This window comes from Rhizobacter sp. P2_D12 (assembly GCF_056404395.1).
Map to the genome: position 1 here is coordinate 41,021 of NZ_JBFUEB010000019.1, position 14,277 is coordinate 55,297.

16 protein-coding genes are annotated in these 14,277 nt (G+C 71.1%); 14 read left to right on the forward strand and 2 right to left on the reverse strand.

Annotation, left to right across the window (positions count from 1 at the left end; translation table 11 throughout):
• The first annotated feature begins 15 nt into the window (after positions 1–15).
• Positions 16–309 carry a hypothetical protein gene (locus tag AC1DYN_RS08970; RefSeq protein WP_477958774.1) on the forward strand — a complete coding sequence of 98 codons (294 nt, stop codon included), beginning with the start codon at positions 16–18 and terminating at the stop codon, positions 307–309.
• Here AC1DYN_RS08970 and AC1DYN_RS08975 read toward each other — a convergent pair whose 3' ends face one another.
• A complete protein-coding gene (locus AC1DYN_RS08975) occupies positions 310–1,050 on the reverse strand; it encodes a pentapeptide repeat-containing protein (RefSeq protein WP_477958775.1) in 741 nt (246 codons plus the stop codon). It abuts the gene before it with no gap.
• 81 nt (positions 1,051–1,131) lie between these two features.
• Here AC1DYN_RS08975 and AC1DYN_RS08980 point away from each other — a divergent pair, with 81 nt between their 5' ends.
• The 8 genes from AC1DYN_RS08980 to fae all read left to right on the forward strand — a co-directional run bounded on the left by AC1DYN_RS08980 (position 1,132) and on the right by fae (position 8,169).
• Positions 1,132–1,521: a 4a-hydroxytetrahydrobiopterin dehydratase gene (locus AC1DYN_RS08980; protein ID WP_477958776.1), complete on the forward strand. Its 390-nt coding sequence runs from the start codon at positions 1,132–1,134 to the stop codon at positions 1,519–1,521.
• A 190-nt stretch (positions 1,522–1,711) separates the two neighbouring features.
• Positions 1,712–2,710 carry a beta-ribofuranosylaminobenzene 5'-phosphate synthase family protein gene (locus tag AC1DYN_RS08985; protein WP_477958777.1) on the forward strand — a complete coding sequence of 333 codons (999 nt, stop codon included), beginning with the start codon at positions 1,712–1,714 and terminating at the stop codon, positions 2,708–2,710.
• Between the two features lie 10 nt (positions 2,711–2,720).
• Positions 2,721–3,644 (forward strand): NAD(P)-dependent methylenetetrahydromethanopterin dehydrogenase, encoded by a 924-nt coding sequence (locus AC1DYN_RS08990; protein WP_477958778.1) that lies wholly within the window; start codon positions 2,721–2,723, stop codon positions 3,642–3,644.
• Complete coding sequence (locus AC1DYN_RS08995) at positions 3,641–4,792, forward strand: ATP-grasp domain-containing protein (protein WP_477958779.1); 1,152 nt, start codon at positions 3,641–3,643, stop codon at positions 4,790–4,792. Before AC1DYN_RS08990 ends, AC1DYN_RS08995 begins: the two co-directional genes overlap by 4 nt.
• Positions 4,789–5,772, forward strand: a complete 984-nt coding sequence (mch, locus tag AC1DYN_RS09000) for a methenyltetrahydromethanopterin cyclohydrolase (RefSeq protein ID WP_477958780.1) — start codon at positions 4,789–4,791, stop codon at positions 5,770–5,772. The genes AC1DYN_RS08995 and mch overlap by 4 nt, the downstream gene beginning before the upstream one ends.
• Positions 5,772–6,698 (forward strand): ATP-grasp domain-containing protein, encoded by a 927-nt coding sequence (locus tag AC1DYN_RS09005; RefSeq protein ID WP_477958781.1) that lies wholly within the window; start codon positions 5,772–5,774, stop codon positions 6,696–6,698. Before mch ends, AC1DYN_RS09005 begins: the two co-directional genes overlap by 1 nt.
• Positions 6,683–7,558, forward strand: coding sequence for a triphosphoribosyl-dephospho-CoA synthase (locus AC1DYN_RS09010; protein WP_477958782.1), 876 nt, complete (start codon positions 6,683–6,685; stop codon positions 7,556–7,558). The genes AC1DYN_RS09005 and AC1DYN_RS09010 overlap by 16 nt, the downstream gene beginning before the upstream one ends.
• 101 nt (positions 7,559–7,659) lie before the next feature.
• Positions 7,660–8,169 carry a formaldehyde-activating enzyme gene (gene fae, locus AC1DYN_RS09015; RefSeq protein WP_477958783.1) on the forward strand — a complete coding sequence of 170 codons (510 nt, stop codon included), beginning with the start codon at positions 7,660–7,662 and terminating at the stop codon, positions 8,167–8,169.
• Positions 8,170–8,196: 27 nt separating this feature from the next.
• On the opposite strand, the gene AC1DYN_RS09020 is transcribed toward fae, so the two are convergent.
• Positions 8,197–8,688 (reverse strand): dihydroneopterin aldolase, encoded by a 492-nt coding sequence (locus AC1DYN_RS09020; protein WP_477958784.1) that lies wholly within the window; start codon positions 8,686–8,688, stop codon positions 8,197–8,199.
• 129 nt (positions 8,689–8,817) lie between these two features.
• Between AC1DYN_RS09020 and AC1DYN_RS09025 the strand changes: the two genes are divergently transcribed.
• From AC1DYN_RS09025 to AC1DYN_RS09045, 5 genes are read left to right on the forward strand one after another with little or no spacing between them, the layout of a single operon-like run.
• Positions 8,818–10,872 carry a sigma-54-dependent Fis family transcriptional regulator gene (locus AC1DYN_RS09025; RefSeq protein WP_477958785.1) on the forward strand — a complete coding sequence of 685 codons (2,055 nt, stop codon included), beginning with the start codon at positions 8,818–8,820 and terminating at the stop codon, positions 10,870–10,872.
• Entirely contained in the window at positions 10,850–11,479 is a 630-nt protein-coding gene (locus tag AC1DYN_RS09030) for a flavoprotein (RefSeq protein WP_477958786.1), read from the forward strand. The genes AC1DYN_RS09025 and AC1DYN_RS09030 overlap by 23 nt, the downstream gene beginning before the upstream one ends.
• Positions 11,458–12,882 (forward strand): DUF6513 domain-containing protein, encoded by a 1,425-nt coding sequence (locus AC1DYN_RS09035; RefSeq protein ID WP_477958787.1) that lies wholly within the window; start codon positions 11,458–11,460, stop codon positions 12,880–12,882. Before AC1DYN_RS09030 ends, AC1DYN_RS09035 begins: the two co-directional genes overlap by 22 nt.
• Positions 12,879–13,457 (forward strand): DUF447 domain-containing protein, encoded by a 579-nt coding sequence (locus AC1DYN_RS09040; RefSeq protein WP_477958788.1) that lies wholly within the window; start codon positions 12,879–12,881, stop codon positions 13,455–13,457. Before AC1DYN_RS09035 ends, AC1DYN_RS09040 begins: the two co-directional genes overlap by 4 nt.
• The gene (locus AC1DYN_RS09045) at positions 13,457–14,152 is read left to right on the forward strand and encodes a (5-formylfuran-3-yl)methyl phosphate synthase (protein ID WP_477958789.1); all 696 of its coding nucleotides are present in this window, start codon (positions 13,457–13,459) and stop codon (positions 14,150–14,152) included. Before AC1DYN_RS09040 ends, AC1DYN_RS09045 begins: the two co-directional genes overlap by 1 nt.
• Positions 14,153–14,277 lie beyond the last annotated feature (125 nt).

Consider the following 14,277-nt stretch of genomic DNA (forward strand, 5'->3'; position numbering starts at 1 on the left):
GACCTGGAGATCCCGATGTCCCGCCACTTTGCCCGCCACCTGTCCTGCTTCGCGCTCGTGCTGGGTGCCTTGATCGGATCGCCGGTCAAGGCCCAGAACAGCGACGCGGTCGTCGTCAACGACTACGACGTGTTCGTGGACCCGGCCACCGCCTTCGCCTTCATCAAGCTGCCGGCGGGCTGGAAGTTCATCGGCAAGCTGGATCCCGCGCAGCTGCGCAACCTGCCGCCGGGAACGCTGACCTCGCTGCTGCCGCCGGACGAGGACGCGGCGAAGCTGGCGGCGAATTCGACGAAGCGCAAGGGTTGACTACAGGCCCTTGGCGCGGCCTTTCACGTTGGTGAGCACGATGCCGTCGAGCACGGCATCGGTGAAATCCGCGCCCGTGACATCCGCGCCGCTCAAGTCGGCCCCTGCCATCTTCGCGTTGAAGAAGTTCACGCCGCGCAGGTTGGCGTTGACGAGCTTCGCGAACGACATCATCGATCGGTTGAGGTCCGCCCCCTCCAGGTCGGCCTCGCTGAGGTCGGCGCCCGACAGGTCGGTGCGCATCTGCCCCATGCCCTGGTTCTTGATGTTGACGCCCAGGTTGGTCTTGACCAGCTTCGCGCGCCGCAGGTTCACACCCGGAAAGTCGGCAATGATGCGCGCCCCGCTCAGGTCGGCCCCCGCGAAGCTGGGCGGCGTCTTCACCTCGCCCCCCAGCACCACCACGCTGAGCATGCTGCTGCCCACCAGCGTGGCGCCGCTGAAGTCGGTGCCCATCAGCCATGCGCCGTTCAGGTTGACGCGTGTCAGGTCGGCGCCGTTGAGCTTGCTCAGCACGAGCTTCGACGCAAAGAGGCTGGCCCCCGCCAGCCGCGCCTGCCGGAAATCGATGCGGCTCAGGTCCAGGTCGGACAGGTCGTGCCCCGACAGGTCGGCCGGCCCCTGCGCCGCGGCCAGCCGCTCGCGCACCTGCTCGACGCTGAGCTGCGCAGCCCCCGCGCGCCGGCTGCCGATGCCCAGCAGCGCGGACGCGATCGCGACGTTCCAGACCCTTCTGCGCACAGTGTTTGCTCCGGTGGAGGGATGATGCTGGGCGGTGCCGCGCAAAAGATCAAGGCCGTCAACCCTGCCGAGGAGACCGACATGACGCAATGGCGCAAGAAGACTCCCGACGAAACCTATTCGACCGACGAGGTCGAGGCCCGCCTGAAGGCCGAGCTGCCCAAGTGGTACCTCGAAGACGGCTGGATCCGCCGCAAGTACAAGACCGGCGGCTGGAAGGGCACGCTGATGGTGGTGAACACCGTCGGCCACCTGGCCGAAGCCGCCTGGCACCACCCCGACCTCACGGTCTCGTTCGCCTTCGTCACCGTCAAGCTGATGAACCACGCGGCCAAGGGCATCACCGACAAGGACTTCGCGCTCGCCGCGAAGATCGAGGAGGTGGTGATGTGGCAGCCCGGAGCCGTGGAAGGTTCGCCGCTCGAAGGCACGCCCGATGACCCGCGCTTCAAGTACATCAAGTATGAATAGTGACCCCCACGTCACTGCGTTCCTGCCCCCCGAGGGGGCGCAGCCGCCTTGGGGCGGCCCGGCGGCGGCTGAGGGCGCGCCCAGGACACTGTGTCACCCGGCCGGGACAGGCGCGGGCCGGCGCACGCCCTTGCGAGCCGTTTTTCCGGGGTAAACCCCAGCGGAACGGGGATTGCTTGGTCAGTCCCCGATGCCTGTCACCGCCACCGATCACCACCGCGTGCTGAAGCTGCGCGCGCCTGGCCGCCTGCACCTCGGGTTCCTCGACCCGGCGGGCACGCTGGGCCGCCGCTTCGGCAGCCTGGGGCTGGTGATCGACGGCATCGCGACCGAGATCGAACTGGGGGCCGCATCGGCCGACGAGCTGGTGGCGGTCGACGCCGCCGCGCAGGCCGAAATCGACCGCGCCGGGCGCTACCTGCAGGTGCTGCGCGAGCACACCGGGCTGCGCACGCCGCTGCGCCTGCAACTGTCGCGCATGCTGCCGCCGCATGCCGGCTTCGGCTCGGGCACGCAGCTCGCGCTGGCGATCGGCCGCGCCTTCGCGCACTGGCACGGCTTGACGATCGCGAGCGCGACGCTCGCGCACTGGCTGGCGCGCGGGCTGCGCTCGGGCATCGGCATCGCCGGCTTCGACCAGGGTGGCCTGCTGGTCGATGGCGGGCCCGGTGCCGACGGCATGCCGGCGCCGCTGTTGTCGCGCATCGCCTTCCCGGCAGCCTGGCGCGTGCTGGTGGTGCAGGACGAGCGCCACCGCGGCCTCTCGGGCCCGCAGGAAAAGCAGGCCATCGCGACGCTCGAACCGCTGCCGCAGGCCTTGTCGGCCGACATCTGCCACCAGGTGCTGATGCGCGTGCTGCCCGGCGCGGCCGGCAACGAGTTCGCGCCGTTCGCGGCCGGCATCAACCGCGTGCAGCAGTTGCTCGGCGAGCACTTCGCGCCGGCGCAAGGCGGCGCCTACACCAGCGCGGCGGTGGGCCGCATCGTGCAGGCCGTCGACGGCGCGGCCATCGGCCAGAGCTCGTGGGGGCCGACCGGATTCGCGATCCTGCCGTCGCAGGCCGCCGCCGACGCGGCGCTGCAGGCGCTGCGGGCCGGCCGCCTGCTCGAGCCCGGCCTCGCGGTGAGCATCGTCGCCGGCCTCAACCGCGGGGCGGTGCTCAGCGAGCACGCCTGCGTCCCCTTCTAGAAAACACGCCATGGAACGCCCCTACATCCTCCACCTCTTCACGCCCGGCAAGCAGGCGAGCCCGTTCGACGTCAACATGGCGGCCGATGCCGGCTACCAGGTGATCGTGCCGTACTGCGAGGTCGGTCTCGACGACGTCACCGCGCTGACGCAGGATGCGATCTTCTCGCGCGGCCCCAAGGGCGTCGCGCGCACCGGCCTCTTCATCGGCGGGCGCAACGCGATGCTCGCGGCCGACATGCTGGAGCGCGCCCGGGCCTCGATGGTCAAGCCCTTCGTCGTGTCGGCGATGGCCGACCCGAGCGGCGCCTACACGACGGCCGCCGCCATGGTCGCCTGCACCGAGGCGGCCCTGCAGAAGAAGCACGGCCTGGGCCTCGCCGGGCAGCGCGTGGTGGTGCTCGGCGGGCTGGGCCCGGTGGGCCGCATCGCCGGCGTGATCGCGGCACAGGCGGGGGCGCTGGTGACGCTTTCCAGCCGCAGCGGGACGGCCGCCGCCGAAGCAGGCGCGCAGGAAACAGCCACGCGCTTCCAGGTCACGATGCATGGCGTGTCGGGGGCCGACCACGCCGCGGTGCGCGCGTCGCTCGCCGAGACCGACGTGGTGCTGGCCTGCGCCGCGGCCGGCGTGCAGGTGGTCTCGGCCGAGGACCTGAAGCATGCCCGCCGGCTCAAGGTGGCGGCCGACGTCAACGCGGTGCCGCCCGAGGGCATCTCCGGCGTCGGCGTGATGGACGACGGCCAGCCGCTCGCCGGCAGCACGGCGGTGGGCATCGGCGCGCTGGCGGTGGGCAACGTGAAGTACCAGACGCAGCACCGCCTGCTGGTGCAGATGCGCGAATCCGACAAGAAGGCGCTGGTGCTCGGCTTCCCGGAGGCGTTCGCCACCGCGCGGGCGTTCCTCGCGGAGCGCGCGGCCGGCGGCACGGCTTGAAGCGGCCGGTGATCGCGGTGGCGGCGCTGTCCGCCCGCATGATGGCCGAGGCCGCGGTGCGCGACGGCTTCGACGTGGTCGCGCTCGACCTGTTCGGCGATGCCGACACGCGCCGCGCCGCGTCGCACTGGATGAGCCTGGGCGAGCCCGCCACGCTCGCGATCGACGACGCGTGCACGCTGTCGGCGCTGCGCGAACTGGCGCGGCGCGGCGACGTCGGCGGCTGGGTCGCCGGCAGCGGCTTCGAGGGGCGGCCGCGCCTGCTGGCCGAAGCCGCGCAGCTGCTGCCGCTGCTCGGCACGCCGGTGTCGGCGGTGTGCCGCGTGCGCGACCCGGGCCTCTTCTTCGGCTTCCTCGCCTCGCAGGGCATCGCCCACCCCGCCGTGCGGCTGGGTGCGCTGTCGCGCACGCTGCCGGACGACGGCACGCGCTGGCTGGCCAAGGACGCGCTGGGCAGCGGCGGCTGGCACGTGAGCCGCGCCACGCCGCAGCGCGTGGCCGACATGCCGGCCCAGCACTACCTGCAGCAGGAAGCGCCGGGCGTGCCGATGTCGGCCACCTTCGTCGCCAATGGCCGGCGCGCGGTGCTGCTCGGCTTCAACGAGATCACGGTGCGCCGCTTCGGCGCGCGGCCGTTCGTCTTCTGCGGCGTCGTGGGGCCGGTGGCGCTCGGCGGTCGTGCGGCGGCGCGCGCGCTCGCCGCCGTCGACGCATTGACCGCCGGCTTCGAGCTGCGCGGGCTGTGCAGCCTCGACTTCATGCGCGACGGCGACGACATCGCGGTGCTCGAAGTCAACCCGCGGCCTCCGGCCAGCCTGGCCCTGTACGGCGACGGCGTGATGGCGGCGCACCTGAAGGCCTGCCGGGACGGCGAACTGCCGCAACCGCGCGTCGGCCCGCAGCGCGTCGAGGGCATCGAGATCGTGTTTGCGCGCCACGCCGGCCGGGTCGATGATGCGCTGGCGCGGCGGCTCGCCGCCTGGCCCGGCGCCCACGACCTGCCCTGCGCCGGCACGCGCCATGCGGCCGGCGACCCGCTGTGCAGCCTGGGCCGCAGCGGCGCCGATGCCGATGCGGTGCGCGCGGCACTGCACCAGGCGCGCGAGGCCTTGCTGGACACCCTCGACACACCGGAGACAGCGCCATGACCACCCCCCTCCTGAGCGTCAACACGCGGGCGCGCCCGCTGGTCGAGCGCCTGCTTGCCGATGCCGACGCGCTGCAGGTGGCGGTGCGCCGCGACGAACGCGGCGTGTGCATCGTTGACGCCGGCATCGAGGCGCGCGGCAGCATCGCCGCCGGCCTGCGGGTCGGCCAGATCTGCATGGGCGGGCTGGGGCATGTGGCCCTGCATGCCGGTTCGCTGCACGGTTGGCCCACCTGGGTCGAGGTGCGCAGCTCGCAGCCGGTGCTGGCCTGCCTGGGCAGCCAGTACGCCGGCTGGAGCCTGTCGGCGACGAAGGAAGAGACCGGCGGCAAGAAGTTCTTCTCGCTCGGCTCCGGCCCGGCGCGCGCGCTGGCCGCCAAGGAAGACCTGTTCAAGGAGCTGGGCTACCGCGACCGCGCCGACTGCGGCGTGTTGGTGATGGAGGTCGACCGCCCGCCGCCGCCGGTGATCGTCGACAAGCTGCTGCACGACTGCGGGCTGCAACCCGACGGCTTGACGATCGTGCTGACGCCGACCACCAGCCTGGCCGGCACGACGCAGATCGTCGCGCGCGTGCTGGAGACGGCCTTGCACAAGGCGCACACGCTGGGCTTCGCGCTCGACCACATCGTCGAGGGCGTCGCCACCGCGCCGCTGCCGTCGCCGACGCCCGACGGCGTGCAGGCGATGGGCCGCACCAACGACGCCATCCTCTACGGAGGCCAGGTGCACCTGAGCGTGCGCGGCGACGACGCGGCCGCGCTGGCGCTGGCGCGGCACCTGCCGTCCACCCACTCGCGCGACCATGGCCGCTCGTTCGCCGACATCTTCAAGGAGGCCGGCTACGACTTCTACAAGATCGATGCCGGGCTGTTTGCGCCGGCCGAGGTGTGGGTCAGCAACCTCGACAGCGGCCACACCTGGCATGGCGGCGCGCTGAACATGACGCTGCTGCGGCAGCTCTGGCTGCAGGAGGCGTGATGCGCATCGCGATCATGACCGACGAGGTCGGGTGGCACACGCGCCAGTTGCAGGCCGCCCTGCGGGCACGCGGTGCGGTGGGCCGCTGCATCGACCTCGCCGATTGCCACATCGACACCACGCTGGCGTGGCACGGCCTGGCGCTGCCCGGCTTCGGCCGCGGGCTGCCGGATGCGGTGCTGGTGCGCGGCATCGCCGGCGGCAGCTTCGAGCAGGTCACCAAGCGGCTGGGCGTGCTGCATGCGCTGCGCGAGCTGGGCGTGCCGGTCTACAACGATGCGCGCGCCATCGAGCGCAGCGTCGACAAGTCGATGACCAGCCTGCTGCTGCATGCGGCCGGCGTGCCGACGCCCCCCACCTGGGCCACCGAATCGCAGGCGCACGCACAGCGCATCGCGGTGCGCGAAGGCGCAGCCGGCCATGCGCTGGTGCTCAAGCCGCTGTTCGGCTCGCAGGGCAAGGGCCTGCAGCTGGTCGGCGACGTGGACGGCGTGCACCACGCGCTGCCGGCGCTCGGCCAGGGCTTCGGCTCGCTCGCCTACCTGCAGCGCTTCGTGCCCGCGTCCACCACGCCCGGCTTCGACTGGCGCGTGCTGGTGGTGGGGGGCAGCGCGATCACCGCGATGCGCCGCGTCAGCGAGCACTGGATCCACAACGTCGCGCAGGGCGCGCGCTGCGAAGCGGCCGAGCTGACGCCCGACCTGGCGCAACTGGCAGAACGATCGGCCCAGGCGCTGGACATGGACTACGCCGGCGTCGACCTGATCCCGTCGGCGCAAGGCACGCAGGTGATCGAGGTCAATGGCGTGGCGGCGTGGCAGGGCCTGCAGCGCGTGACGGGGTTCAACATCGCGCATGCCATCGTCGACGACCTGCTGGACCGCAAGTGCGCGGTGGGCGACGCCGCCGAATGGCTGCGCGCGTGATCGACCGCCTGGAGCGTGCGAAGGCGAGCTTCCTGTGCGCCTGCACGCTCGACGTGGCCGTGCGCAAGCCGGGCAACGTGAGCCTGCATTCCGCCGGCCACCGCATGCAGGCCTCGATGTTCATCGACAGTGCCGTTGCAGCGGCCGAGCCGCTGTTCGGCAGGGGGACGGGCGTCGGCGAGCGCATCGAAGCTGCCGTCCAGGCCAGCTGGTCGGTGGCGCACTGCAACACCAACCTGGGCATCCTGCTGCTGTGCGCACCGGTGGCGGTGGCGGTGGAACGGCAGCCCGAGGCCACGACGCCGCGAGCGCTGCGCGAAGCCATCGCCGAGGTGCTGGCGGGCCTGGGCCTCGCCGATGCCGAGCACGCCTACCGCGCCATCGCCCGCGCCAACCCCGGTGGCCTGGGGGATGCGCCGGCCGAGGACGTGCGCAGTGCGCCGAGCGTCGACCTGCGCGCCGCGATGGCCTTGTCGGCCGGCCATGACCTGATTGCACGGCAGTACCGGGACGGCTATGCCGACCTGTTCGACATCGCGCTGCCCGCCCTGGGCCCGGGCTTTGCATGCCCGCAGGCCGCCGCCTGCGTCTCGCCCGACGCGTCCACGACAGCGGCGGTGCAGCGGCTCTACATCGCGCTGCTGGGCAGCTTTGCCGATTCACACATTGTTCGCAAACACGGCGGGGCCGTGGCACAGACTGTCATGGCCTCGGCGCAGGCCTGGCGCGGCGTCGACGGCCTGGATGCGTCGCCGGCCTTCGCCGCCTGGGACGAATCGCTGAAGGCACGGGGCATCAACCCCGGTACCAGCGCCGATTTGACGGTGGCGACGCTGATGATCGCCGGCCTCCTCGGGTGATCCGCGCGCGATGGCACGGAACGTGATAACAGCCCTGAAGCACTGGCGCCTTGCCAGTGTCGGGACCTTCCCCACAAACGCATACAGGAGATGACACAGCCATGGCCAAGATCGATCGCATGATGGTCGGGGAGTCGCTCGTCGGAGAGGGCAATGAAGTTGCCCACATCGACCTGCTCATCGGGCCGCGCGGCAGCCCCGTCGAAGCCGCATTCGCCAACGCGCTGACCAACAACAAGGACGGCTTCACGTCGCTGCTGGCCGTGGTCGCGCCGAACCTGCTGACCAAGCCTGCCACCGTGATGTTCAACAAGGTCACGATCAAGGGCGCCAAGCAGGCCGTCCAGATGTTCGGGCCGGCGCAGCGCGCCGTGGCCATGGCCGTGGCCGACTGCGTCGAGGACGGCACGATCCCGGCGGCGGAAGCGGACAACCTGTTCGTCTGCGTCGGCGTCTTCATCCACTGGCTGGCCGAGGACGACAAGAAGATCCAGGACTTCAACTACCGCGCCGTCAAGGAGTCGATCAAGCGCGCCGTCGCCGGCTCGCCGACCGCGGCCGAGGTGGTGGCGAAGAAGGGCTCGACGCCGCACCCGTTCGCGGCAGGTTGAGCTTGGTAGCCCGGATGCCCATCCGGGCTACGAGGGCACCAGGCCCGAGCCGAGCAGTTGCACGACGGTGGCCGAACGGCCGGCCGCCGACACCGGGCTCGCGATGCGCTCGATCTGCACGCCGACCGCCGCCACGTCGGCGAACTTGTGCGGCTTGACGATCTTCACGCGCACCCAGCTCGCGCCGAACTCGCCGAGCAGGATGTCGGCGACCGTCTCGGCCAGCGCCTCCAGCAGCTTCAGACGGTGCTCGGCCAGCAGGCGCAGCAGGCGTTCGCGCACCACGCTGTAGTCGATGGTGTCGACGATGCGGTCGGTGTCGCAGGCGCGCGCCCGCGGCAGGCCGGCGTGCACGTCGATCACCAGCGGCTGCGGCCGGTGGAGTTCGGACTCGTGGATGCCGATGACCGTTTCGCCGGTGAGGCCTTCGATGAAGATCAGGTCGAGCGGCGCCGTCGGATGCAGATCGGGATCGGCGGCGGCGCTCGCGACGCTGGGTTGTCGGCTGGGAATGGTCATCGTGTCTCCGGGGTTGTTTCCGGGGCCGGTCGCAAAAAGCAGGCCACGGGGCAGACTCCTCGTTTCACCGGGTATGCAGGGCGCGGGATCGCCCCAGAATCAGGCTCCTGCGGTATTAGGGGGAAGCACATGACGCTGGTGTTGCGGACGGGCGACGATCGACATGCCGAGCATGTGATGGACGTGGTGCGAAGCGGCCTCCACGAATCGGCGAACGACGTGGTGACGCAGTCCTGGAGCCGTTGCCTCAACGAATACCGGCTTCACCCCGACAAGGCACGCGAGCCGGCCGTCATCAGCCGCGCCGCGCTCGAGGAGCGGCGCGAACGCCAGGCCGACGTGATCGACTGCGCACGCTACGAGATGACCACGCTGTACCAGCAGCTCGGCGATGCCGACTCGGCGGTGGTGCTGACCGACATCGACGGCGTGATCGTGCACATGGTGGCGTCCACCGAGTTCGCCGCCGAGATGGGCCCGCTCGGCCTGCGCCCCGGCGGCATGTGGAGCGAGACCGAGGCCGGCACCAACGGCATGGGCACCTGCCTGGCGGCCGCGGCGCCGATCTCGGTGCGCCGCGAGGACCACTTCTTCACGCAGTTCACGCAGCTCACCTGTTCGGCGGTGCCGGTGTACGACCCGTCGGGCCACATCGCCGCGGTGCTCGACGTCAGCAGCCGCTCCAGCCTGATGCAGCAGCACCTGCTGGTGCTGCTGGGCATGACGGCGCGCATGATCGAGAACCGGCTGATCGACCGGCGCTTCCGCAGCGCGCATCCGCTGCACTTCCACAGCCGGCCCGAGTTCGTCTACACGCTGCACGAGGGCAAGCTCGCCGTCGGCGACGACGGGCGCATCCTCGCGGCCAACCGCAGCGCGCTGTTCCAGCTGGGGCTGCAATCGGTCGACGAGATCCGCTCGCGCCACATCGAAGACCTGTTCCAGACCTCGCTCGAAGACATGCTGCAGCGCAGCACGCAATCGTCGTTCCACCCGATCGTGACCTTCCGCGCCAACGCGGCGCTGCGCTTCTTCGCGGTGGCACGGCGCCCGGCCACCGAATCGGACGCACCGGTGCACGCGCTGTCGGCACCCGTGGCCGGCACGCCCGCGGCGACGGTGGCGCGCCTTGCCCCGCGCACGCCGGTGGCATCGCGCCCGTCGGCGCAGTCGCCGACCTTCAAGGACGCGCGCCTGGCGGCCCACCTCGAGACCGCGCGCCGCGTGATCGCGCGCCAGACGCCGGTGCTGCTGTGCGGCGAGACCGGCTCCGGCAAGGAGGTGTTCGCGCGCGCGGTGCACGAGGCCAGCCCACATGCCGGCGGTGCCTTCGTCGCGATCAACTGCGCGAGCCTGCCCGAGACGCTGATCGAATCCGAGCTGTTCGGCTACCGCGCCGGTGCCTTCACCGGCGCGCAGCGCACCGGCCGGCGCGGCAAGATCCTGCAGGCCGACGGCGGCACGCTGTTCCTCGACGAGATCGCCGACATGCCGCTGGACCTGCAGGCGCGGCTGCTGCGCGTGCTGGACGAGCGCCAGGTCACGCCGCTGGGCACCGAGGAGACGCACGCGGTGGACTTCCAGCTCATCAGCGCCAGCCACCAGCGGTTGCCGGATCTCGTGCGCGAGGGGCGCTTCCGCGAAGACCTGTACTACCGCCTGTCGGGCATCGAGCTGCTGCTGCCGGCGCTGCGCGAGCGCAGCGACAAGCGCGAGCTGATCCATGGCGTGCTCGAGGCCGAAGGCGGCCGCGGCACCACGCTCAGCGCGGCGGCCGAGCGCCTGCTGATGGACTACGCCTGGCCGGGCAACATCCGCCAGCTGCGCCATGTGCTGCGCACGGCGGCGGCGCTGGCCGATGGCGAGACCATCCAGTGCACACACCTGCCGGGCTTGCACGACGGCAGCGGCGCAGCGGCCGTGCCGCAGGTGGCGGCCGGCCTGCCGCCACCCGCGCTGGTGGCCCCTGCGGCAGCGCTGCCCACCGCGCCTGCCGCGGCCGAGACCCCGGTGATGCCCTTCAAGCTGAACCCGATCCAGGCCAACGAACGGCAGGTGCTGCTGCAGATGCTGGAGCAGCACCGCTGGAACGTCAGCAACGTCGCCAAGGCGCTCGATGTCAGCCGCAACACCCTCTACCGCAAGCTCCACAAGCTCCACATTGAAATCTCGCACCCCGAGTGATGCGCTGCCGCTGCACGGCGAGGACGATGACCCACCGGTCGACGCCACGCCGCGCTCGCGCTTTGCCTGGTGCATCACCGGCTCGGGCCACTTCCTGGACGAATCGCTCGCGCTGGCCGCGCGGCTGCCGTCGTGCGACCTGTTCCTGTCGGCCGCGGGCGAGGAGGTGCTGTCCATCTACAAGATGCCGCTCGACGAGCTGAAGACGCGCTTTCGCATCTTTCGCGACAAGACCGCGAGCGGCGTGCCGGTGGGCATGCTCTACGACGACGTGTACCACACGGTGGTGCTGGCCCCGGCCACCAGCAACACGGTGGCCAAGTGCGCCTTCGGCTTCAGCGACACGCTGCCGACCAACATGTTCGCGCAGGCCGGCAAGCTGGGCATCCCGGGCATCGTGTTTGCATGCGACACCGAACCGGTGGTGGTGACGAAGTCGCCGCACGACTGGGTGACGCTGCGCCCGCGGCGCATCGAACTGGACAACGTGGACCGCCTGCGCGACATCGACTTCTGCCATGTGGTGTGCTCCCCCGCCGAACTGGAGGCCGCGCTCGATGCGCGCCTGAAAGAGCTCGCCCTCGCATGGAACACATCGTCTTCCTGACCGGCCACCTGGCCCGGCCCAGCCTGGAGCGGGTGCTGGACGGCATCGAGCAGGCGCCCTTCACCTGGGAGGTGCGCGACCTCGGCCTGCAGGTGGCCGCGCTGATGACGGCCGAGATGATCGCGCGCCGCGTGCCCGGCCCGGTGCAGGCCGACCGCATCCTGGTGCCGGGCCGCTGCCGCGGCGACCTCGAGGCGCTGACGCAGCACTACGGCATCCCGGTGCAGCGCGGGCCCGAGGAGCTGAAGGACCTGCCGCGCTTCTTCAACCGCGCGGCCAAGCCGATGGACCTGGGCGAGTACGAGGTGGCGATCTTTGCCGAGATCGTCGATGCGCCGAAGCTGTCGGTGGACGGCATCGTCGAACGGGCGCGCGCGTTGCGCGCCGACGGCGCCGACGTGATCGACCTCGGCAGCCTGCCGGCCACGCGCTTCGACCACCTGGCCGACAGCGTGCGGGCGCTGAAGGCCGAGGGCTTCTCGGTGAGCGTGGATTCGAACGATGCGCAGGAGCTGCTGCGCGGCGGCCGGGCCGGCGCCGACTACCTGCTGAGCCTGACGCTGGACACGCTGTGGGTGGCCGGCGAGGTGGATGCGGTGCCGGTGCTGATCCCGCGCACGCCGGCCGACGAAGCGTCGCTGTACGAAGCCATCGAGCAGATGCAGAGGATGGGCAAGCCGTATTTCGCCGACTCGATCCTCGACCCGATCCCGTTCGGGCTGACGGCATCGATCGTGCGCTACCACCGGCTGCGCGAGCGCTTTCCGGACGCGCCGATCATGATGGGCATCGGCAACGTGACCGAGCTGACCGAGGCCGACACCAGCGGCATCAACGCGCTGCTGTTCGGCATCGCCGCCGAGCTGGACGTGGCGGCGGTGCTGACCACGCAGGTGAGCCAGCATGCGCGCCGCGCGGTGCGCGAGGCCGACTGGGCGCGCCGCATCATGCATGCCGCGGCCCGCCATGGCAGCCTGCCGAAGGGCATCAACGATGCGCTGATGACGGTGCATGCGAAGCACCCGTTCCCCGACACGCCGCAGGAGATCGCCGAGACGGCGGCGCTGGTGCGCGACCCGAACTTCCGCGTGCAGGTGTCGCCGCTTGGGCTGCATGTCTACAACCGCGACGGCCTGCGGCTGGGGCAAGGGGCCTTCGAGCTGTGGCCGCAGTTGAAGCTGGAGCACGACGCCGCGCACGCGTTCTACATGGGCGTGGAGCTGGCGCATGCCGAGATCGCGTGGAAGCTGGGCAAGCGCTACGTCCAGGACCAGCCGCTCGATTGGGGCGTGGCCGTCGAGACGCGCGCGCAGGACCTGGGCAGCTGGTGCGCGCCGGGGACGACGATGGTCACGGGCCAGGCGAGAAATGCGGACAAAAGCGCGAAAGAGAGCGCCGGATGAACGACGTGATCTACGAGACGGTGGTGACCACGGTGTCGGCCGACGGCGTGCCGCACGTGGCGCCGATGGGCGTGCGCTACCAGGACGCGCGGGTGGTGCTGATGCCGTTCAAGCCGTCGGCCACGCACGACAACATCGTCGCCACCGGGCATGCGGTGTTGAACCTGTTGACCGACACGCGCGTGTTTGCAGGTTGCGTGACCGGGCGCAAGCAGTGGCCGCTGGTGGCGGCGCAGAAGATCCCGGGCCAGCGGCTGGCGAATGCGCTGAGCCACGTGGAGCTGGCGCTGGCCGAGCGCCGCGACGACGTGCAGCGGCCGGTGCTGCTGATGGCACGGGTGCACGAGGTGGTGCACGCGCCCTTCATCGGCTTCAACCGCGCGCAAGCGGCGGTGATCGAAGGGGCGGTGCTGGTCAGCCGCTTGCACATGCTGCCGCCGGAGAAGGTCGACACCGAGATGGCGTACCTGCAGATCGCGATCGACAAGACGGCCGGTGCCGAAGAGCACGAGGCCTGGGGCTGGCTGCGCGCGGCGGTGCAGCGGCATCGCTCGGGTGAGAAGGAGGCGCGGTGATGCGGCTGCTGGTCAGCGTTCGCAGCCCGGCCGAGGCCTTGCTGGCGGCCGAGGGTGGCGCGGATTTCATCGACCTGAAGGAGCCGCGCGACGGGGCCTTGGGCGGGCTGCCGGTGGCAACTGTCCGCGCCATCGTGCGGGTGCTGCGCGAGCGCGGCATCGTGTTGCCGGTCAGCGCGACCATCGGTGACGTGGGCATGCACGAGGCGGACCTCATCGCCGCCCGCGTGGAGGCTGTGGGGGCTTGCGGGGCCGACTACGTGAAGGTCGGCATCGAGCGCTCGCCGCAGGCCGCGGCGGTGCTCGACATGCTGGCGGGCAGCCGCCACGCGGTGGTGCCGGTGTTCATCGCCGACGCCGGGCTCGACCTCGGGTTGGTCGCGCACGCGTGCCGGTTGGGCTTTCCGGCACTGATGGCCGACACCGCCGACAAGCGCGCGGGCAGCATCTTCGCGTGCGTGGCCATGCCGGAGCTGCAGCGCTTCGTCGCGACGGTACGGCAGGCCGGCAAGCTGGCGGGGCTGGCCGGTGCCTTGCGCCTGCCGGACCTGCCGGCGCTGCGGCAGCTCGCGCCCGACTTCGCGGGTTTTCGCAGCGCGCTCTGCGTGGGCGATCGCGCGTCGGCGCTGGATGTGCAGCGGGTACGCGGGCTTGCCGATCAGTTGGCCATTGGTAATGTGCCAGCCACGGCTTAGTTCACCCACATGTGACACAAGACCTGCGCGACCAGGACTTGTCCCTCGACAACCTCACCACTGCGAAACCCGAGCGAACGTTCAGGGACAAGGACTGCGCCCACCCTGCACCACTGGTCTTCGGC

Coding starts and splice junctions, on each gene's coding strand:
- mch (WP_477958780.1), top strand. CDS start 4,789: ATGACCACCCCCCTCCTGAGCGTCAACACGCGGGCGCGCCCGCTGGTC.
- AC1DYN_RS09040 (WP_477958788.1), top strand. CDS start 12,879: ATGAACGACGTGATCTACGAGACGGTGGTGACCACGGTGTCGGCCGAC.
- AC1DYN_RS09010 (WP_477958782.1), top strand. CDS start 6,683: ATGGCTGCGCGCGTGATCGACCGCCTGGAGCGTGCGAAGGCGAGCTTC.
- AC1DYN_RS09035 (WP_477958787.1), top strand. CDS start 11,458: ATGGAACACATCGTCTTCCTGACCGGCCACCTGGCCCGGCCCAGCCTG.
- AC1DYN_RS09020 (WP_477958784.1), bottom strand. CDS start 8,688: ATGACCATTCCCAGCCGACAACCCAGCGTCGCGAGCGCCGCCGCCGAT.
- AC1DYN_RS09005 (WP_477958781.1), top strand. CDS start 5,772: ATGCGCATCGCGATCATGACCGACGAGGTCGGGTGGCACACGCGCCAG.
- AC1DYN_RS08985 (WP_477958777.1), top strand. CDS start 1,712: ATGCCTGTCACCGCCACCGATCACCACCGCGTGCTGAAGCTGCGCGCG.
- fae (WP_477958783.1), top strand. CDS start 7,660: ATGGCCAAGATCGATCGCATGATGGTCGGGGAGTCGCTCGTCGGAGAG.
- AC1DYN_RS09045 (WP_477958789.1), top strand. CDS start 13,457: ATGCGGCTGCTGGTCAGCGTTCGCAGCCCGGCCGAGGCCTTGCTGGCG.
- AC1DYN_RS08980 (WP_477958776.1), top strand. CDS start 1,132: ATGACGCAATGGCGCAAGAAGACTCCCGACGAAACCTATTCGACCGAC.
- AC1DYN_RS08990 (WP_477958778.1), top strand. CDS start 2,721: ATGGAACGCCCCTACATCCTCCACCTCTTCACGCCCGGCAAGCAGGCG.
- AC1DYN_RS09025 (WP_477958785.1), top strand. CDS start 8,818: ATGACGCTGGTGTTGCGGACGGGCGACGATCGACATGCCGAGCATGTG.
- AC1DYN_RS08970 (WP_477958774.1), top strand. CDS start 16: ATGTCCCGCCACTTTGCCCGCCACCTGTCCTGCTTCGCGCTCGTGCTG.